General features: G+C 71.1%; 19 protein-coding genes. 13 read left to right on the forward strand and 6 right to left on the reverse strand.

Annotation, left to right across the window (positions count from 1 at the left end):
• The first annotated feature begins 84 nt into the window (after positions 1–84).
• On the forward strand, positions 85–1743 hold the full coding sequence (locus tag E0F75_RS36540; protein WP_229315282.1) for a glycoside hydrolase family 55 protein: 1659 nt from the start codon (positions 85–87) through the stop codon (positions 1741–1743).
• On the opposite strand, the gene E0F75_RS36545 is transcribed toward E0F75_RS36540, so the two are convergent.
• Positions 1730–2722 (reverse strand): AraC family transcriptional regulator, encoded by a 993-nt coding sequence (locus E0F75_RS36545; RefSeq protein WP_229315283.1) that lies wholly within the window; start codon positions 2720–2722, stop codon positions 1730–1732. The genes E0F75_RS36540 and E0F75_RS36545 overlap by 14 nt on opposite strands.
• Positions 2723–2836: 114 nt before the next feature.
• Here E0F75_RS36545 and E0F75_RS36550 point away from each other — a divergent pair, with 114 nt between their 5' ends.
• Positions 2837–3799 (forward strand): MBL fold metallo-hydrolase, encoded by a 963-nt coding sequence (locus E0F75_RS36550; protein WP_229315284.1) that lies wholly within the window; start codon positions 2837–2839, stop codon positions 3797–3799.
• Here the strand turns inward: E0F75_RS36550 and E0F75_RS36555 are convergent.
• Positions 3789–5207 (reverse strand): MFS transporter, encoded by a 1419-nt coding sequence (locus E0F75_RS36555; protein ID WP_229315285.1) that lies wholly within the window; start codon positions 5205–5207, stop codon positions 3789–3791. The genes E0F75_RS36550 and E0F75_RS36555 overlap by 11 nt on opposite strands.
• Before the next feature lie 126 nt (positions 5208–5333).
• On the opposite strand from E0F75_RS36555, the gene E0F75_RS36560 reads away from it, so the two are divergent.
• Entirely contained in the window at positions 5334–6092 is a 759-nt protein-coding gene (locus E0F75_RS36560; protein WP_055601085.1) for a phosphoglyceromutase, read from the forward strand.
• Positions 6093–6228: 136 nt separating this feature from the next.
• Here the strand turns inward: E0F75_RS36560 and E0F75_RS36565 are convergent, their stop codons facing one another.
• Positions 6229–7374: an epoxide hydrolase family protein gene (locus E0F75_RS36565; RefSeq protein ID WP_229315286.1), complete on the reverse strand. Its 1146-nt coding sequence runs from the start codon at positions 7372–7374 to the stop codon at positions 6229–6231.
• Between the two features lie 63 nt (positions 7375–7437).
• On the opposite strand from E0F75_RS36565, the gene E0F75_RS36570 reads away from it, so the two are divergent.
• From E0F75_RS36570 to E0F75_RS36585, 4 genes are all read left to right on the forward strand, one after another.
• Entirely contained in the window at positions 7438–8406 is a 969-nt protein-coding gene (locus E0F75_RS36570; RefSeq protein ID WP_229315287.1) for a YafY family protein, read from the forward strand.
• 271 nt (positions 8407–8677) lie between these two features.
• Entirely contained in the window at positions 8678–10015 is a 1338-nt protein-coding gene (locus tag E0F75_RS36575) for a S41 family peptidase (protein ID WP_229315288.1), read from the forward strand.
• 154 nt (positions 10016–10169) lie between these two features.
• Entirely contained in the window at positions 10170–10520 is a 351-nt protein-coding gene (locus tag E0F75_RS36580; RefSeq protein WP_229315289.1) for a hypothetical protein, read from the forward strand.
• A 98-nt stretch (positions 10521–10618) separates the two neighbouring features.
• Positions 10619–11086, forward strand: coding sequence for a GNAT family N-acetyltransferase (locus E0F75_RS36585; protein ID WP_229315290.1), 468 nt, complete (start codon positions 10619–10621; stop codon positions 11084–11086).
• A gap of 67 nt (positions 11087–11153) precedes the next feature.
• Here the strand turns inward: E0F75_RS36585 and E0F75_RS36590 are convergent, their stop codons facing one another.
• Together E0F75_RS36590 and phoU are read right to left on the reverse strand one after the other, a co-directional pair.
• Positions 11154–11312 carry a hypothetical protein gene (locus E0F75_RS36590; RefSeq protein WP_229315291.1) on the reverse strand — a complete coding sequence of 53 codons (159 nt, stop codon included), beginning with the start codon at positions 11310–11312 and terminating at the stop codon, positions 11154–11156.
• A gap of 90 nt (positions 11313–11402) precedes the next feature.
• Positions 11403–12083, reverse strand: a complete 681-nt coding sequence (phoU, locus tag E0F75_RS36595; protein WP_229315292.1) for a phosphate signaling complex protein PhoU — start codon at positions 12081–12083, stop codon at positions 11403–11405.
• 276 nt (positions 12084–12359) lie between these two features.
• Here phoU and E0F75_RS36600 point away from each other — a divergent pair, with 276 nt between their 5' ends.
• Positions 12360–13589 (forward strand): cell wall metabolism sensor histidine kinase WalK, encoded by a 1230-nt coding sequence (locus tag E0F75_RS36600; RefSeq protein WP_229315293.1) that lies wholly within the window; start codon positions 12360–12362, stop codon positions 13587–13589.
• Complete coding sequence (locus tag E0F75_RS36605) at positions 13586–14266, forward strand: response regulator transcription factor (protein WP_015035162.1); 681 nt, start codon at positions 13586–13588, stop codon at positions 14264–14266. The genes E0F75_RS36600 and E0F75_RS36605 overlap by 4 nt, the downstream gene beginning before the upstream one ends.
• 253 nt (positions 14267–14519) lie before the next feature.
• On the opposite strand, the gene E0F75_RS36615 is transcribed toward E0F75_RS36605, so the two are convergent.
• Positions 14520–15158 carry a DUF461 domain-containing protein gene (locus tag E0F75_RS36615; RefSeq protein ID WP_229315294.1) on the reverse strand — a complete coding sequence of 213 codons (639 nt, stop codon included), beginning with the start codon at positions 15156–15158 and terminating at the stop codon, positions 14520–14522.
• A gap of 680 nt (positions 15159–15838) precedes the next feature.
• Between E0F75_RS36615 and E0F75_RS36620 the strand changes: the two genes are divergently transcribed.
• The 4 genes from E0F75_RS36620 (at position 15839) to cysS (ending at position 19479) form a co-directional block, all read left to right on the forward strand.
• The gene (locus tag E0F75_RS36620) at positions 15839–16321 is read left to right on the forward strand and encodes a CarD family transcriptional regulator (protein WP_003953493.1); all 483 of its coding nucleotides are present in this window, start codon (positions 15839–15841) and stop codon (positions 16319–16321) included.
• 384 nt (positions 16322–16705) lie between these two features.
• On the forward strand, positions 16706–17455 hold the full coding sequence (gene ispD, locus E0F75_RS36625; protein ID WP_229315295.1) for a 2-C-methyl-D-erythritol 4-phosphate cytidylyltransferase: 750 nt from the start codon (positions 16706–16708) through the stop codon (positions 17453–17455).
• Entirely contained in the window at positions 17445–17954 is a 510-nt protein-coding gene (ispF, locus tag E0F75_RS36630) for a 2-C-methyl-D-erythritol 2,4-cyclodiphosphate synthase (protein WP_229315296.1), read from the forward strand. The genes ispD and ispF overlap by 11 nt, the downstream gene beginning before the upstream one ends.
• A gap of 124 nt (positions 17955–18078) precedes the next feature.
• Positions 18079–19479: a cysteine--tRNA ligase gene (gene cysS, locus E0F75_RS36635; RefSeq protein ID WP_229315297.1), complete on the forward strand. Its 1401-nt coding sequence runs from the start codon at positions 18079–18081 to the stop codon at positions 19477–19479.
• The last annotated feature ends 52 nt before the right edge of the window (positions 19480–19531 follow it).

Here is a 19531-nt window from a genome sequence, read left to right on the forward strand (position 1 = left end):
CTCTTCCCGCAAGGGACTTCCAGTGCCATGCTCACGGCCGACGCAGATCTGAACACCGTTCATATACATGAAAGGTTCAGGGGCATGGCACTGAGCAGAAGGCAGTTCGTCGGCGGCGCCGTGGCCGTCGCGGGAGCCACGACCGCGGCACTGGGCACCACCGGCTTCGCTCCCCCCACCCGCCCCGCGGGGCTCTGGCGGGAGTTCGAGGCCGCCCCCTACACCCACCCCCAGATCCCGTACGTCGGCCGGGCCGGCGCCCACGGCGGCGCCCGCCGCGCACCCCGCCCCCGCGTCGTCGCCGACGCCCTCACCCACGGGGCCACCCCCGACGGCTCGACCGACTCGGCGCCCGCGATCAACCGCGCCCTCACGGAGGCGGGGGAACGCGGCGGCGGCACGGTCCTCCTCCCGCCGGGCACGTACCGGATCGACGACTACCTGCGGATCGGCCACAGCGGTGTCGTCCTGCGCGGCGCGGGCTCCGGCCGTACGAGACTGCTCGCCACCCGGCACCTCACCGAACTGATCGGCCCGTACGGCTCCCGCTACGGCGGCGACAAGTCCTCCTGGTCCTGGGCCGGCGGCCTGATCTGGCTCTCCCCGCAGGCCCGGCACGCCTCCCTCGTCGCCGCGATACGGGACCGGGCCTGGCCCTTCGAGGGCTGGACCGGCAACAGGCGCGACGAGTGGACCACCCTGACGACCGTCCGGCCCGGCCGCCGGGGCGACCGCACGATCACGGTCGACGACCCCTCCGCCCTCCGGCGCGGCCGACTCGTCGTCCTCCGCCTCGCCGACGACGCCGACCACACGCTCCTGGAGCACATGGCGGGCGACGGCGCCGGCCCGGAGGCGTACTTCTGGGACGACAAGACCAAGCTGACCAGCTACGTCCCCTACGAGTGGCCCGTGAGGATCACCGCCGTACGCGGCCGGACGGTCACCCTGGAGCGCCCGCTCCCGCTCGACGCGCGCCCGGAGTGGGACCCCCGGCTCGTCTCGGGGGCGGAGGCGCTCACCCACTCCGGGGTGGTGGGCCTGACCCTGGAGGCGGTCGAGACCCCGCAGTCCCCGCACCTCCTGGACAAGGGCTACAACGGCGTCACCTTTCAGTGCGCGTACGACTGCTGGGCGGAGGACGTGGTGGTCCGGCACGTCGACAACGGCTTCGGACTCGTCGCCGCCTCCGCCTGCACCCTGCGCCGTACGCGGGTGGAGGGCCGCGGCTCCCACCACCCTTACTTCTGCCGGGAGGGCGCGCACGACAACCTGGTCGAGGACTTCCGCATCGCGGCCCGTACGGTCCCCGCGCCGGCCGGCACCCAGCTCCACGGCATCAACGTCGAGGGCCTGTCCAGCCACAACGTCTGGTCGCGCGGGGTGATGGAGATGGGCACCTTCGACACCCACCGGGGCATGCCCTTCGCGAACGTGCGGACCGAGATCACGGTCGAGAACAACGGCCGGCACGGCGGCGACGCCTCCGCCGGTCCCCTCTACGGAGCCCGGTTCGCCCACTGGAACGTGACGGTGACGAACGGCCGGGCCGGCCTGGTGAAGATCGACACCATCGCCCCGTACAGCGCGACGGTCGGCATCGGCGAGGTCCGCGAGTTCGACCAGATCGACGTCCCTGACTTCACGGGCGAGCTCCACGCGCGCGTGGAGGCCTACGGCAGCCCGGGTTCGGTGCGGCCGGCGAACCTGTACGAGGCACAGCGCGCGCTCAGCCGGCGGTAGCCGCGGCCAGGCCCGCCCGGTACTGCCCCGGGGTCGTGCCGAACTCCCGGCGGAAGGCGTGCGAGAAGGCGTACGGCGTGCTGTAGCCGACGCGTCGGGCGACGGCGGCCAACGGGTCCGGGGTGTCCCGGAGCAGGGCGGCGGCGCGGGTGAGCCGCCACCAGGTGAGGTACGCCATCGGCGGCCGGCCGACGAGGGCGGTGAAACGGCGGGCCAGGGTGGGCCGGGAGACCCCGGCCTCGGCCGCGAGGAGTTCGTTGGTCCAAGGGGCGGCCGGGTCGGTGTGCAGGGCCCGCAGGGCGGCGGCGGTCACCGGGTCGCCGAGGGCGGCCGGCCAGGTTCCGGCCGTGCCGCCCCGGCGCCCCGGGGCGGCGTTCTCGGCCGTCCAGGAACGGATCATGTAGACGAGGAGCAGGTCGAGCAGGCTCGGCAGGGCGACCCCCGAGCCGGGAAGCCGCTCGCCCACCTCGTGACCGAGCAGCGCGATGGCGGAGCGCAGGCCGGGATCGACGCCGCCGGTACCGGCGGCCCGGTCGGCCCGGTTCGGCAGATGGACGAGCGGGGGGAGCTCCGCGAGGAGCGGGTGGACGTGGCTGCGGTCGAGCCGGTACTTGCCGCACAGCATCTCCACCGCGGCGCCGTCCTCGGGGGCGGTGGCGGGCTCCGGCCTCCGCGGCGGCGACCCGGTCCCGGCCGGCCACCGCTCGAAGGGCACGGCGCGCGCGAGCCTCGCCGCGTCGGCGGGCCCGTCGGCGATCACGTGCCCGGTCCCGTGCGGCAGCAGGATGGCGTCGCCCGGGCCGAGTGCGACCGGGTCGCCGCCGTCGGGCAGCAGCCAGCAGTGCCCCTCGAGGACGACATGGAAGCCCGCGCCGTCGTACGGGGCGAGGCGGGTGCACCAGCTCCCGGCGACCCGCACCCGCTGGGAGGAGGGCCGCCCGATCCGTACGGCCGAGATCGCGTCGCTCACCACGTCCATCGCGCCAGCGTAGCCCTGCCAGACCGCCCGAGGGCCCCACGATGAGACGTACGCGTATCCGGCGGAGTCGTACGGGCATTGAGAGGCTCATCGGCGCTCCCTAACGTCGACTCCATGACACAGGAGAGCGCACAGCGCATGGTGGTGGGGGACGTCGAGGTCATCCGGGTCGTCGAGTGGCAGGGGCCGTTCGCGACCGCCGGGGAGCTCGTCCCCTCGGCCGGTGAGAAGACCTGGAAGGACAACGAGGACTGGCTGGCGCCGGACCACTGGGACCCGGAGAGCGACCGGGCGGTCATGGCGCTGCAGACCTGGGTGCTGCGCAGCGGGGGACGGACGATCCTGGTCGACACCGGGGTGGGCAACGGGCGCGAGCGGCCGGGCTCGCCGCAGTTCCACCACTGGCAGGGGGACTTCCTCGGCCTTCTGGAGCGGGCCGGGGTCCGCCCCGAGGACGTGGACGTCGTCGTCAACACCCACATCCACGCCGACCACGTCGGCTGGAACACCCGAGCCGCCGACGGCAGCGACGGCACCGGCACCGGCACCGGCAGCGACGGCACCGGCAGCGGGGAGTGGGTGCCGACCTTCCCGCGCGCCGAGTACCTCGTACCGGCGGCGGACGACGCCCACTTCGGGCCGGACAACGCCTACGGCGGCAACCGCGACCAGGCCGACCGATTCGTCTACGAGGACAGCGTCGCGCCCCTCCACCGCGCGGGGCGGATCGTCCTCTGGGACGGCGTCCACCGCATCGACGAGCACCTCACCCTGGAGTCCGCGCCCGGCCACACGCCCGGGTCGGCCGTGCTGAGGCTCGCGTCGGCGGGGGAGCGGGCGGTCTTCGTCGGGGACCTGCTGCACAGTCCCGTGCAGATCCTCGACCCCGCACACAACAGCTGCTTCTGCCTGGACGCGCGGGGGGCGTCGGCGAGCCGCCGCCGGATCCTCGAACGGGCCGCCGACGAGCGGGAGCTGGTCGTGCCCGCGCACTTCGGCGGGTCGGGCATCGCCGAAGTGCGCAGGGAGGGAAGCGGGTTCAGGCTCGCCGGGAGGGGGCCCCGGGTCAGGCGGTGACGGGGGACTTCCCGGCGGAGTCGACGTCGCCGAGGCCCTCGCCGGGCTCGACGCCGAGGCCGGGCTCGACACCGACGCGGTCCTCGACACCGACGCGGTCCTCGACGCCGACGCGGTCCTTGACGTCGGCCGGGGTGGCGACCTCACCGTCGGCGTCGCCGCCGGCCCTGTCGTTGCTGTCGTTGTCGGTGATGTCGTCGAGGGCCTTGCGAAGCCGCACGGTGTAGCCGACCGCGGCGAGGACACCGATGGCGAAGGTCGCGGCCCAGAGGACGTTCGGGCCGGGGCCGCCGACGATGGCGCCGGCGCCGATCGGGGCGACGAAACCGGCGACGGCCCAGGACATGCCCATGACGCCCTGGTAGCGGCCGCGGGCGTGCTCGGGGGCGAGGCGCGCGGTGGCGGCGGCGTTCGTCGGGACGTGGATCATCTCGCCGACGGTCCAGACGACGACGGTCGCGGCGAAGGCCACCACGGAGGAGCCCGCGAGGGCGGTGGCACCGGTGCCGACGGCGAAGAGGAGGGAGGAGAGGGTGAGCAGGAGGACGGGGGAGCGCTTGTCGGTCAGCTTGTTGACGAGCAGCTGGAAGCCGACGATCACGATGCCGTTGACGGCGATGACGACGCCGTAGGACGAGGGCGAGAGGCCCTTGTCCGCCATGGTGAGGGGGAGGCCGATCCAGGGCGCGGTGAAGACGATGCAGACGAAGAGGTTGAGGAGGACGAGCGTGCGGAAGGGCGCGTCGCGCAGCACGGTCAGCATGCTGACCTTGTCCTCGACGACCGGCCTGCCGGCCTTGTCGGTCCGGGCCTCGGGGCGGGTCTCGGGGAGGCGGAGGAAGACGATGAGGGCGCACAGCGCGGTGGCGACGGCGTCGACGACGAACAGCGTCCGGTAACCGAGGAAGATCGCGGCGCCGCCGCCGATGGAGGCGATGGCGAAGCCGAGGTTCAGGGCCCAGTAGTTGAGGGCGTAGGCCCGGCGCACGTCGTGCGCGGGGACCATGTCGGCGATGGTGGCGTTGATCGACGGGCGGACGGCCTGCATCGCCACCCCCATGAGGAGGACGACCGTCGCGATGGCCCAGGCGCTGGTGACGACGGCGAGGGCGGCGGCGGACGCGGCGGCCGCGAGGTGCATGGTGACCATGGTGGGGCGGCGGCCCCAGCGGTCGGTGAGCGCGCCGCCGAGCGGGGAACCGGCGACGCCGCCGAGGCCGTGGAGGGCGATGACGAGTCCGGCGAACCACGCCGAGTGCCCGAGTTCCACCGTCAGATAGAGGGAGAGGAAAGTCAGGACGAAAGCCCCGGTCCTGTTGACCAGGGTCGACAGCCACAGCCACCAGAAGCCCTGCGGGAGGCCGGAGACGGTCGCGCTGGCTGATCGTCTGAGCGAGTCGATGGACATGTGTGGCCGGCCCCCTGCTATCTGTAAGTCCCTCTTACGGCTCTCGTAACTTACGCATCTCATGTGCCGGACGCCAGCGGATTGACGACGCGCGTCAATCGTCAGAGGTCCATTAGGCTCGTACGCATGGCCGACGCACCGTACAAGCTGATCCTCCTCCGCCATGGCGAGAGCGAGTGGAACGAGAAGAATCTGTTCACCGGTTGGGTGGACGTGAACCTCACCGCGAAGGGTGAGAAGGAGGCGACGCGCGGCGGCGAGCTGCTCAAGGACGCCGGCCTGCTCCCCGACGTACTGCACACCTCCCTCCAGAAGCGCGCCATCCGCACCGCCCAGCTCGCGCTGGAGTCCGCGGACCGCCACTGGATCCCGGTGAACCGCTCGTGGCGCCTCAACGAGCGCCACTACGGCGCCCTCCAGGGCAAGGACAAGGCCCAGACGCTCGCCGAGTTCGGCGAGGAGCAGTTCATGCTGTGGCGCCGCTCGTACGACACCCCGCCGCCGCCGCTCTCGGACGACAGCGAGTTCTCGCAGGCGCACGACGCGCGCTACGCGACGATCCCGCCGGAGCTGCGCCCGGACACCGAGTGCCTGAAGGACGTCGTGGAGCGGATGCTCCCGTACTGGTACGACGCGATCGTCCCGGACCTCCTGTCGGGCCGCACGGTCCTGGTCGCGGCCCACGGCAACAGCCTCCGCGCGCTGGTGAAGCACCTCGACGGCATCTCGGACGAGGCCATCGCGGGCCTCAACATCCCGACGGGCATCCCGCTCGCCTACGAGCTTGACGAGAACTTCAAGCCCCTCAACCCGGGCGGCACCTACCTCGACCCCGAGGCCGCCGCGGCGGCGATCGAGGCGGTCAAGAACCAGGGCAAGAAGTAGCCCTACGCGTGATCAAGGCCCCCACCTGCGGTTTCTCCGCGAGTGGGGGCCTTTGTTCATGCCTGTGGGCCGTCTGTGGGCCGTCTAGGCCGTCTGCGGGCCGTGCGGCGCCGGCCCTCAGGGGGCCCTGCCGGGGTCAGCCGGCGAGTGCGCCGAAGAAGGCGCGGACGTCGGTGACGAACGCCTCGGGCTGCTCAAGCGCGAGGAAGTTGCCGCCGCGCTCCAGCTCGGTCCAGTGGGTGATGTTGTGGTCCCGCTCGGCGAAGCGGCGGATGGCGACGTCGGTGCCCAGGGCGACGGCGACACCGGTCGGGACGGTGCCGCGAGCCTTCGGGGCCCACGCGCTCGCATCGTGACCGGCCTCGTAGTAGAGGTTCGCCGAGGAGCCGGCCGTGCCGCTGAACCAGTAGACGCTGATGTTCGTCAGGAGGCGGTCCCGGCCCACGGCGTCCTCGGGAAGCTCGGCGGCGGGGTCCGTCCACTCCTTGAACTTCTCGGTGATCCAGGCGAGTTGGCCCACAGGGGAATCGTGCAGTCCATAGGCGAGGGTCTGCGGGCGGGTGGACTGGATGGCGTTGAAGCCCATCTTGTCCTGCTGGAAGTCCTCCAGCCGGGCGAGGCGCTCCTGCTCGGCTCCGGTGAGCCCCTCGAATTCGGCGGGGTCCCCCGAGGGGAAGGTGATCAGGCCGTTGACGTGGATGCCGACGACCCGATCGGGCGCCCGGCGCCCCATCTCGGCGGCGATCCAGGCGCCGCCACCCGTTCCCTGGACGCCGTAGGAGTCGTAACCGAGCCGGTCCATCAGCTCGACGAAGGCGCCCGCGATGCGTCCGGTGTTCCACCCGGCCTCGCCGAGCGGACCGGAGAAGCCGGTGCCGGGCGTCGAGGTCACGATGACGTGGAAGTCCTCCGCCAGCGGACGGATCACCTCGACGAACTGCACGAACGAGCAGGGCCAGTCATGCAGCAGGAGCAGCGGGACGGCCGCCGGATTCTGCGAACGGACGTGCAGGAAGTGGATGTTCTGGCCGTCGATCTCGGTGGTGAACTGGGGGAACTCGTTGAGCTCCGCCTCCGCCTTGCGCCAGTCGAAACCGTCGGCCCAGTACGTGGCCAGGGCCTTGAGGTAGTCGGTGGGGACCCCCCGGCTCCAGCCGGTGCCGGGGATCTCACTGCCCCAGCGGCTGCGGGCCAGCCTGTCGTGCAGATCGTCGAGCTCGGCCTGCGCGATGTCGATGCGGTACGGGTGGATCCGGGCGTCGGTGCTGCTGCTGATCTCCATGCATGAAACAGTATTCTCAATATAGGCACGTCGCCTTCCTAATGACACAACAGGCTGGGCCTCATGCTCGACACCTCCGCACGTTTGCTGCGCCTGCTCTCCCTCCTGCAGACCCCCCGGGCTTGGCCGGGGTCCGAACTGGCCGAGCGCCTGGGGGTGAGCGGCCGCACCGTCCGCAACGACATCGACCGACTGCGCGAGCTCGGCTACCCCGTGGACGCCACACGCGGATCCACCGGCGGCTACCGGCTGGGCGCCGGGGCAGCGGTGCCCCCGCTGCTCCTCGACGACGAGGAGGCCGTCGCGGTGACGATCGCGCTGCGCACCGCCGCACAGGGCGCTGTCCCGGGCACCGAGGAGAACTCGCTGAGGGCCCTGGTCAAGCTGGAGCAGGTGCTGCCCTCACGGCTGCGCCGAAGGGTGCGGGCACTCCAGGCCTACACCGTGGCCGTGCCCGCCGACCGTCCGGCGCCGAGCGTCTCCGCGGAGGTGCTCACCACCCTGGTGTCCGCCTGCCGCGACCGGGAGCGACTGCGCTTCGACTACCTGGACCACGTCGGCTCGTCCACCCGCCGCGTGGTGGAGCCGTACCGGGCGGTGAACTGGGGACGGCGCTGGTATCTGGTCGCGTGGGACGTCGACCGCGAGGACTGGCGTACGTTCAGGATCGACCGGATCCAGCCCCGCACCCCGACAGGACCGCGCTTCGCTCCGCGTGAACTGCCCGGCGGCGACGTCGCCTCGTACGTCTCCCGACGGGTGTCGAGCGCGGCCTGGCGCCACCATGCGCGCGTGACCGTCCATGCGCCGGCGACGGCGGTGATCGAGCGGATCAACCCCGCGGTGGGCACAGTCGAGGCCGTCGACGCCGACAGCTGCGTCCTGACCACCGGGGCCGACACGGTGCAGACCCTCGCCGTCTATCTGGGCATGCTCGACTTCGACTTCGACGTGACCGAGCCGGAGGAACTGGTCACCCACCTCCGCCGGCTCGCGTCGCGCTATGCCCGCTCGACTCCACCGGCCGGCTGAGCCCGCCGACTCCGCCGGCCCGCTGAGCCCGCCGGCCCGCTGAGTCCGCCGACTCCGCCGGCCGGCTGAGGCGATCCCCGGTCGATGAGACCCGGGATCGAAAGTGCGTCCGGGGGTTAACCCCCGATCGGGCCACCGGTTCGCCGGATGTTCCCCGGGCACGCGTCCCGGCCATGATCGTTTTCTGTGTGGGGCCGCACCGGCCCGGCACGCCGTGGACGAGAACGGGGACAACTGAATGCGACACAAGAGGCTCGGAGGAGCCATCGCCATGACGATCGTCATGGCATCGACCCTGGCCGTCGGGACGACCCTGCCCGCCGTCGCGGCGGGACACCCGACCGGCGCCGGGAGCTCGGTCGACGGAGTCTGGCGCGTGGACGGCTACGGCACGGTCCTGTCGATCGCGGACGGGCACCTGCAGGAGCACCAGACCACGGCGATCAGCTGTGTACCGGGCGAGGCGGCCGTCCGTACGGCCCCGGGCACCTATCGCACCGAGGACAAGACCCTGCTCACGGTCCGCCCGCAGGGCACGCTGCACGTGGCCGGCGCCACCGGCGACCGCCGACTGCGGCGGCTCGCAGCGCTGCCGAAGACCTGCGACCACGTGCTGCCCACCGACAAGGTGACGGCACTGACGGCCTTCGACGTCTTCTGGCAGACCTTCGAGGAGAACTACCCCTTCTTCGCGGACCGGGGCATCGACTGGCACGCCGTCCGGGACGCCTACCGCCCCAAGGTCCACGCGGACACCACCAGGGAGGAACTCCTCGCCCTCTTCGACGACATGGTGGCTCCGCTGAACGACGCGCACGTCTCCGTCTCCTACGGGAAGCTCCGTTCCGACCCCCACTTCCGGCCCGGCACCACGAGCGATCTCCAGGCCCTGGACGCCAGGGTCAAGGAGCACATCGTCCGGCGGGACCTCGGCGGGAGGACTCCACAGGAGTTCGGGAACGGTCGCATCTCCTACGCCGACCTGCCCGACGGACAGGGCTACCTGCGGATCTCCGGATTCGCGGGCTACAACCCGAAGGACCGCACGTACGCCGGCCAGCTCGCCGAACTGGACCGGGCACTGGACGCCGTCCTCACCCGTGAGCGCACGGAATCCCTCCGAGGGCTGATCATCGACCTCCGGCTCAACGGCGGCGGCGACGACGCCCTGGGCGTGCACCTCGCCGGACGCCTGACCGACACCCCGTACCTCGCCTACCGCAAGCGCACCCGGTACACCGCGCCGCAGTCCGTCCGCGTGGAGCCGGCCCGCGACGCCCCCCGCTACACCGGCCCCGTCGCCGTGCTCACGGCCGACACGACGTTCAGCGCGGGGGAGAGCTTCATCCAGGCCCTCATCGACCGACCCGGCCGGACCGTCCGTGTCGGGGGACCGACCCAGGGCGTCTTCTCGGACATGCTGGAGCGCTCGCTCCCGAACGGCATGGAGTTCACGCTCCCGAACGAGGAGTTCCTGACCCGCACGGGGAGGACCTTCGACATCACCGGCATCCCCCCGCACCTGCCGACGCCCGTCTTCACCGAGGCGGAGTTCGAGCAGAACCGCGACTCCGCCTTCGACACGGCCGTCGCCGCGCTGAAGCGCTGAAGCGCTGAGGCCCGGCAGATCGAGGCACGAAGCACCGAAGCTGCGCCGGACGGGTGAGGGGGAAACCTTCCGGCGCGCGCTCTCCGCGTGGGGGACGTGAGGAGGAGGCAGGAGTGCGGAGGAACCCGTCCCCTCCCATGAAACGAGAACGTTCGTGCGTCTCCGGCACTCCTTCGCCGCCGCTTGCGGCGCCCTTGCCCTCACCGCCACTCTGGCCACGCCCGCCCACGCCGCGACCGGCGAGTTCCACTACCGGTTCATCGGCATCAGCGGAGAACCGCAGACCGGCACGCTGCTCGATCCGGCGAGCGGCGAGTGCGTCACGATCCCGGAGGCCGCCGACCCCGGTGCCTCCGAGCCCGCGTTCGCGCCGCACAACGACACCGACGAGTTCGCGATCGTCTTCACCGAGCCCGACTGCGCGGGAGACTCCTGGACCCTGCGCCCCCACGGCCGGCCCGCCTCGGAGCGGCTGACGCTCCGCTCCGTGGTGTTCGTGCGCTAGGCGGCGGAAGGCGAGCGGGCGGCGGCTGGATCACTCCAGCCGCCGCCCCTCGCGGAAATCATGCGACGACCGCCCACGATCCGGCTACCGTCCGGGCCATGACCACCGCACTCCGCCTGGAGAAGATCACTCCGGCCACGATCGACGCCGCGCTCGACCTGCGCGTCCACCCCCACCAGGAGCGGAACGTCTCCCCCGTCGTGCGTTCCCTCGCCGAGGCGTACGCCTTCGGGGAGACCGCCTGGCCGCGGCTGATCTTCGACGGGGACGAGCTCGTCGGCTTCCTGATGGCCTTCGTCGACATCCAGTGGAACGTGAAGAAGGACCCCGACGACCGGCGCAGCGGCCTCTGGCGGCTCAACATCTCCGCCGACAAGCAGGGCAAGGGGTACGGCCGCTTCGCCGTCGAAGCCGTCCGCGACGAGCTGCGCCGGCGCGGCGCATCGCAGCTGTACGTCACCTGGGAACCCGGCGACGAAGGGCCCGGCGCCTTCTACGACCGTCTCGGCTTCCGCACGACGGGGGAGACCAGCGGCGGCGAGACCGTCGGCGTGATGGACATATAGAGCGGGGAGACGGGGCCGGAGGGGGTGGGGTGCGGATGCCGCACCCCACCCCCTCCGTCGCACCCGATCAGCCCGAGCAGCCGCCGCACTGGCACGGGCCGCCCGACTGGCAGCCGCAGCCGCAGCCCGAGCCGCACCCGCAGGCGCCCAGGAGGGGCAGGTGCACCGCCTCACGCGGTGCCTCCGCCCCGGAGTCGGTCACGGTCGTGTCGGGGGATTCGGCCATGGGGGTCCCTCCCTTTCGAGGCGCACATCGCCTCCCCCCATTGCATGCCCACCCGGACCGGCGCATCAACGGCGCATCGGCGCCCGTGCGCTACGCGCCGTCGACCGGCGCGTCCGCCGCCTGGAGCTCGTCCGCGTGCTCACCCGTCACCAGGTACACCACACGCTTCGCCACCGACACCGCGTGGTCGGCGAACCGCTCGTAGTAGCGGCCGAGCAGCGTCACGTCGACCGCCGTCTCGATGCCGTGCTTCCAGCGGTCGTCGATCAGGTGCTGGAACAGCGTCCGGTGCAGCAGGTCCATCTCGTCGTCGTCCTGCTCCAGCTGGAGCGCCAGGTCGACGTCCTTCGTGATGATGACCTCCGCCGCCTTCGCCATCAGGCGCTGCGCCAGCTGCCCCATCTCCAGGATGGTCGCGTGCAGGTCCCGCGGCACCGCGGTCTCGGGGAACCGCAGTCGGGCGAGCTTCGCCACGTGCTGCGCCAGGTCGCCCGAGCGCTCCAGGTCGGCGCTCATCCGCAGCGAGGTGACCACTATCCGCAGATCCGTCGCCACCGGCTGCTGCCGCGCGAGCAGCGCGATGGCCCGGGCCTCCAGCTCGTGCTGGAGGTCGTCGACCTTCTGGTCGGCGGCGATCACGCTCTCCGCGAGCTTGAGATCCGCGTCGAGCATCGCCGTGGTGGCGCGCCCGACCGCCGACCCGACGAGCCGGGCCATCTCGACCAGGCTCTCGCCGATCGAGTCCAGTTCCTCGTGGTACGCGTCCCGCATGGATGTCCCTCTCTACGCAAAGCTCGGCAAAGCTTCGGGGTCCGGATGGGGGCCTCGGATCCCCACGCTCCCACGTTCGGCCCTCCACGCGTCCGGTTCCACCCGCGCACATGAATCAATACCTTCTCCCAGGTGAACTCTGGGCGACGTAAGCCGTCGCCCCTCCCGGGACATGTGAACCAACCAGGTCCTGGGGGTGAACTCTGAGCGACGAGTGTTCGAGCAGCCACTCGGACGGCTGGGAGAGAGCCCTCGGACCCGCATAACCTGGGAGACATGGACGTGAACGCGGCGGTCGCCGCATTGGCCGCGATCGCCGGCGTGTGCACCGGCGTGATCGCCATGCTGGCGTTTCGCTGGAGCGAACGCGACCAGGCGAGACCCACCCGTACTTCCCTGCACACCGACGCCGTGCTCCCGCCCGGCGTCGACACCGTACTGTCCGTGCTGCGCTCCTCCGCGGTCGTCCTCGACGAGAGCGACTCCGTGGTGAAGGCCAGCTCGGCGGCGTACGCACTCGGCCTGGTCCGCGGCGGGAAACTGGCTGTCGAGCCCATGCTCAACATGGCCCGTGACACCCGCCGAGACGGAGAGATACGGCAGGTCGAGCTGGACCTGGCCCGGCGCGGCAGCGGACGCGGCGAGGCCCTCGCCGTCTCCGCCCGGGTCGCCCCGCTGGGCTCGCGCCTCGTGCTGCTGCTGGTCGAGGACCTCACCGAGGCCCGTCGTATCGAAGCGGTACGGCGCGACTTCGTCGCCAACGTGAGCCATGAGCTCAAGACCCCGACGGGCGCGCTCTCCCTGCTCTCCGAGGCGGTCATGGACGCCTCGGACGACCCCGAGGCGGTCACCCGCTTCGCCGGCCGCATGCAGATAGAGGCGACCCGCCTCACCAACCTCGTACAGGAGCTCATCGACCTCTCCCGGGTGCAGAACGACGACCCGCTGGAAGACTCCGAGCCCGTGTCCGTGGACGAACTCGTCGCCGAGGCGATCGACCGCTCGCGGCAGCCCGCCTCCACCAAGCAGATCACCATGGTGTCGGGGGGTGCGGCCGACCTCTACGTCTGGGGCAGCCGCGGTCAGCTGGCCGCCGCCCTGGGTAACCTCGTGGAGAACGCCGTCAACTACTCACCGGCCCGTACGAGGGTGGGCATCGCCGCCCGCAACATCGCGGCGCCGGGCGGGGACCTGATCGAGATAGCCGTGACCGACCAGGGCATCGGCATCTCCGAGAGGGACCGCGAGCGCATCTTCGAGCGCTTCTACCGCGTCGACCCGGCCCGCTCCCGTGCCACCGGCGGTACGGGACTCGGCCTGGCCATCGTCAAGCACGTGGCCGCCTCCCACGGCGGAGAGGTCACCGTCTGGAGCACCGAGGGTCAGGGCTCCACCTTCACCTTGCGGCTGCCCGAGGCGGGCGCCGTACGGGACCGCCGACCCGCCTCGTCCCTCACCCCTGATCTCATGACCGAACCGCTTCCTGCCCCGGAGGTCCTTCCGTGACCCGAGTGCTTGTCGTCGAGGATGAGGAATCCTTCAGCGACGCCCTGTCCTACATGCTTCGCAAGGAGGGCTTCGAAGTCGCAGTAGCGGCGACCGGGCCCGACGGCCTCGACGAGTTCGAGCGCAACGGGGCCGACCTCGTCCTCCTCGACCTGATGCTTCCGGGGCTCCCCGGTACCGAGGTGTGCCGTCAGCTGCGCGGCCGCTCGAACGTCCCCGTCATCATGGTGACGGCCAAGGACAGCGAGATCGACAAGGTCGTCGGGCTGGAGATAGGAGCCGACGACTACGTGACGAAGCCCTTCTCCTCGCGGGAGCTGGTCGCCCGCATCCGCGCGGTCCTGCGCCGCCGCGGTGAGCCGGAGGAGGTCACCCCCGCGGCCCTGGAGGCCGGCCCGGTCCGGATGGACGTCGACCGCCACGTGGTGACGGTCGCGGGCGGCAAGGTCGACCTGCCCCTGAAGGAGTTCGACCTCCTGGAGATGCTGCTGCGCAACGCGGGCCGCGTGCTGACCCGTATGCAGCTCATCGACCGGGTCTGGGGCGCGGACTACGTCGGCGACACCAAGACCCTCGACGTCCACGTCAAGCGCCTCCGCGCCAAGATCGAACCCGACCCGGGCGCCCCGCGCTACCTGGTCACGGTCCGTGGCCTGGGGTACAAGTTCGAGCCGTAGACCGAACCTCGGCCCACGAGGCCGGACGGAGTCCGGCGCAGCGCTCCGAAGCCCGTGAGGCCCCCTGGGCCGAGCGGTGCGAGGGGCGCACGCGGGATGGGGCTCGAACCCGACCCGGGCGCCCCGCGCTACCTGGTCACGGTCCGTGGCCTGGGGTACAAGTTCGAGCCGTAGACCGAACCTCGGTGGACCGGATACATGTGAAAGGGCGCCCTCCCCGCCGGGGAGGGCGCCCTTTCACGTGGACGTACGGTCAGTGGCCGGCCGCGTGGCTCGCCTCGCCCGACGGCTCGCCGGTGGCCTCGCCGCCGTGCTCGCCCTCGGCCGCGCCCGAGGGCGTCGCCGTGGCGGTCGGCTCGGTGCCCGGGGGCGCCGGGACGATCGTCGGGCCGAAGTCCTTGAAGTAGCTCGTCGCCGGGACCACGAAGGCGTTCAGGCTCACGTCGCCGGTGCGGCTGAGCTTGAAGACGACCTTCTGCGCGTCACCGTCGCGGGCGGCCTCGCTGCCGTTCTCGATGACGGCGGAGGCGTTGCCCTCGCCGCCGATGACGACGGAGCCGTTGGCCGGGACGATGACCGGGCCGGCGCCCGTGGCCGGCTTCAGCGCCACGGTGGCGCTGCTGCCCGGCAGGGTGATGGACTGGATCGTCTGGGGCAGCCGGCCGTTGTTGAAGACGGTGGCCGAGACGACGGCCGGGCCCTTGGCGACGTCCAGGGGCTGGGTGATCACCAGAGCGTTCTGGATCTTGACGTCGTCCACGGTGACGGCGGCGTTGTCCGGCTTGACGCCGAGCGTCTGCGCGTCGTTGCCCGCACCACAGGCGGACAGCGCGGCGATGGAGAAAACGATGGCGGTGGCGGCGAGGGCGCCGCGTCGAAGGCTGCGGCTCACGGCGGCGGCATCTCCTAGGACGTACGGACGGGCTACGGACAGGCTTCGGACTGCTTCGGGACCAAAGACCAACTAAGACCAGCTAAGACCAACTAAGGGTGTGTCAGCGCGCTCAGGTTACCGAGCCGCACTCTCCGTCCCGCACCCGACCCGCCCCTTACCGGCCACGGGGTCTCCGGGGTCGGTCCCGGAGCGGTTCCCGGGCGCTCCGCATGCCGTCCGCCGCTCTCGCCGTGCATCGGCCGCCGTGGCCGGATCACGACCCATTGACCTGGTGTTCACATAACCGCCTTGATCAATTCGAGGGCCGCCCCGCATTCCCCGGAGCCGTACCTCCGGAAAAACCCCGACCGGCATCCGCTGATCAATTGCGGAATCACCCCGTGATGCATCCGTACGGGTGGACGATGCTCGAACGGAGTACGTTGGGAAGGCCGCACCGAACCCGACAAAACGGGGCATCGCCCCTCCCTGGAGGGGCTTCGGGTAGGTGTAACGTGCGCGTTTCTCTCCGTCCGTGCAGCCGCTCCGACCTGCGAATACCGCCTTCCGGAAGCCCTCCGCAGCACGATCGTGTTGCTGTTGTCAAGCCCCGAGATATGCCCTGACCTGCGAAAACGCCATTCAGAAGAAGCCGTATCCGTGTTACCCTGGATAGCCACGGAAGGGGTACCTGTCACATGACGTTCAAGGTTGGCGACACCGTGGTCTATCCCCATCACGGGGCCGCGCTGATCGAGGCCATCGAAACTCGCCAGATCAAAGGCGTGGACAAGACCTACTTGGTGCTCAAGGTCGCGCAGGGCGACCTGACGGTTCGTGTACCGGCGGACAATGCGGAGTTCGTCGGTGTTCGCGACGTAGTCGGTCAGGACGGGCTGGACCGGGTCTTCGAGGTGCTGCGCGCGCCGTACGCCGAAGAGCCGACGAACTGGTCCCGTCGCTACAAGGCAAATCTCGAGAAGCTCGCCTCCGGCGATGTCATCAAGGTCGCCGAAGTAGTCCGCGACCTGTGGCGGCGTGAGCGCGAGCGCGGTCTCTCCGCCGGTGAGAAGCGCATGCTCGCCAAGGCCCGGCAGATCCTGGTCAGCGAGCTGGCCCTCGCGGAGAACACGAACGAGGACAAGGCCGAGGCTCTCCTCGACGAGGTCCTCGCGTCCTGAGCGTGCTCTGAAGACATCCGAGCGCGCTACCAAGTGAAGCGATGCCGCGGTGCCTGTCGGTGTGCTGTGATCCACACAGTGCTGCCGCCGGGCACTGCGGCATTTCACGAGTGCGGCATTTCACCGACGAGACGTCTCGCCACTGAGACGTCTCACCACTGCGACACCGCACGACCGCGACAGCACGCATGTTCCTGTACGCACTTTCGCGTACGCGCGTTCATGTACGTATGCTCTCGTTCCCCCTGTTACGTCCGAACCCCTGTGCGCGGGCGTCAACGCCTCGACCGTCGTCACGGAAAGGGCCCGGTCAAGGCGGAGCGTCCGGCACGGTGAGGCCATACCCATGTCGGCCGCGGAAACAAACCTGCCGGAGTGCAACCGATGTCAGACGAAGCGCGTCCTCCTCGTACCGCCGTGGTGATCCCGGCTGCCGGACGGGGCGTACGCCTCGGTCCGGGCGCCCCCAAGGCGCTGCGCGCGCTGAACGGCACCCCCATGCTCATCCACGCCGTCCGCGCGATGGCCGCCTCCCGCGCGGTGTCGCTCGTCGTCGTGGTCGCACCCCCCGACGGCGCCGGCGAGGTCAAGAACCTCCTCGACGCCCACGCCCTCCCCGAGCGCACCGACTACCTCGTCGTGCCCGGCGGTGACACCCGCCAGGAGTCCGTACGCCTCGGCCTCGACGCGCTCCCCGAGGGCATCGGCATCGTCCTCGTCCACGACGCGGCCCGCCCGCTCGTCCCCGTCGACACCGTGGACGCGGTCATCGAGGCCGTACGGGACGGGGCCGTCGCCGTCGTCCCCGCCATGCCCGTCTCCGACACCGTCAAGGAGGTCGAGCCGGCCGAGCAGCCGGGCGGCCCCGAGCAGGTCGTCGCCACCCCGGTCCGGGCCCGGCTCCGCGCCGTCCAGACCCCCCAGGGCTTCGACCACGACACCCTGGTCAACGCCCACGCCACCATCGCCCTCACCGGTGAGGGCGCCACCGACGACGCCGGTATGGTCGAGCGGCTCGGCGCGCCCGTCGTCGTCGTGCCCGGCCACGAGGAGGCCTTCAAGGTGACCCGCCCCCTCGACCTCGTCCTCGCCGAGGCCGTACTCGCCCGCAGGAGGGCCAACGATGGCTTCTGAGCCGATGAACCTCCCCCGTACCGGCATCGGTACCGACGTCCACGCCTTCGAGAAGGGCCGCGAACTCTGGTGCGCCGGCCTCCTCTGGGACGCCGGGGAGAACGACGGATACGGCCTCGCCGGGCACTCCGACGGCGACGTCGCCGCCCACGCCGCCTGCGACGCGCTCTTCTCCGCCGCCGGCATCGGCGACCTCGGCGCCCACTTCGGCACCTCCCGCCCCGAGTACTCCGGCGCCTCCGGCGTCACCCTGCTCGCGGAGGCCGCCCGGATCGTGCGCGCCGAGGGATACGAGATCGGCAACATCGCCGTCCAGGTCATCGGCGTCCGCCCCAAGGTCGGCAAGCGGCGCGACGAGGCGCAGAAGGCGCTGAGCGAGGCGGCCGGCGCACCGGTCTCCGTCTCCGGCACCACCACGGACGGCCTCGGTCTGACGGGCCGCGCGGAGGGCCTCGCGGCGCTGGCGACGGCCCTCGTGTACCCGGTGGCACGCGCGTAACCGCGTTCCGGAGCGTCCGTCGTCACGTTCACCGGTACCGGCATCCACCGGTACCGGTGAAAAACGTCATCGGAGACGGCGAACAGGTATCGGGGCACTACCACACGCCCACTACCCTGGAGTGGTGACTATTCGCCTGTACGACACCAGCGCCCGGCAGATCCGTGCCTTCACCCCGCTCACGCCGGGCCAGGTCTCGATCTACCTCTGTGGTGCCACCGTCCAGGCGGCCCCGCACATCGGCCACATCCGTTCGGGGCTGAACTTCGACATCATGCGCCGCTGGTTCGCGTACCGCGGCTACGACGTCACGTTCATCCGCAACGTCACCGACATCGACGACAAGATCATCGCCAAGGGTGCGGACCAGGGCCGCCCCTGGTGGTCCATCGGCTACGAGAACGAGCGCGCGTTCAACGCGGGCTACGACGCGCTCGGTTGCCTGCCGCCGACGTACGAGCCCCGCGCCACCGGGCACGTACCCGAGATGATCGAGATGATGCGCGGCCTCATCGAGCGCGGTCACGCGTACGAGGCCGACGGCAGCGTCTACTTCGACGTGCGCTCCTTCCCGGGCTACCTGGAGCTGTCCAACCAGGACATCGACGACCTGCGTCAGCCCGCCGAGGACGGCATCACCGGCAAGCGCGACCCGCGCGACTTCGCGATGTGGAAGGCGACCAAGCCGGGCGAGCCCGACTGGGAGACCCCGTGGGGCCGCGGCCGTCCCGGCTGGCACCTGGAGTGCTCGGCGATGGCCCACAAGTACCTGGGCTCCGCCTTCGACATCCACGGCGGCGGCCTCGACCTGATCTTCCCGCACCACGAGAACGAGATCGCCCAGGCCAAGGCCTTCGGCGACTCCTTCGCCCAGTACTGGGTGCACAACGCCTGGGTCACCATGAGCGGCGAGAAGATGTCGAAGTCGCTCGGCAACAGCGTGCTGGTGTCCGAGATGGTGAAGAACTGGCGCCCCATCGTCCTCCGCTACTACCTGGGCACCCCGCACTACCGCTCGATGATCGAGTACAGCGAGGAGTCCCTGCGCGAGGCCGAGTCGGCGTTCGCCCGGATCGAGGGCTTCGTCCAGCGCACCACCGAGAAGGCCGGGAAGGACGTCGCGCCCGCCGCCGAGGTGCCGCCGGCCTTCGCCGAGGCCATGGACGACGACCTGGGCGTGCCGCACGCGCTCGCGATCATCCACACCACCGTCCGGCAGGGCAACAGCGCCCTCGCCGCGGACGACAAGGACGAGGCCATCGCCCGCCTCGCCGAGGTCCGGGCCATGCTCGGCGTTCTCGGCCTGGACCCGCTCGACCCGCACTGGGCCGAGGAGAGCGGTGGCGGCGACGAGCTCCACGGCGCCGTCGACACCCTCGTACGGCTCGTGCTCCAGCAGCGCGAGTCGGCGCGCGAGCGCAAGGACTGGGCGACCGCGGACGCGATCCGCGACCAGCTCAACCAGTCCGGTCTCGCCATCGAGGACAGCCCCGACGGCCCCCGCTGGACGCTGGGCAACCGTTAGAAGACGTGCCGCTCGGGCCTCCGGGCGGCACACTTCAGTTACAGACCTTGTA

Origin of the sequence: Streptomyces sp. CB02980 (assembly GCF_014451325.2) — a bacterium.
Taxonomy (GTDB): Bacteria; Actinomycetota; Actinomycetes; order Streptomycetales; family Streptomycetaceae; genus Streptomyces.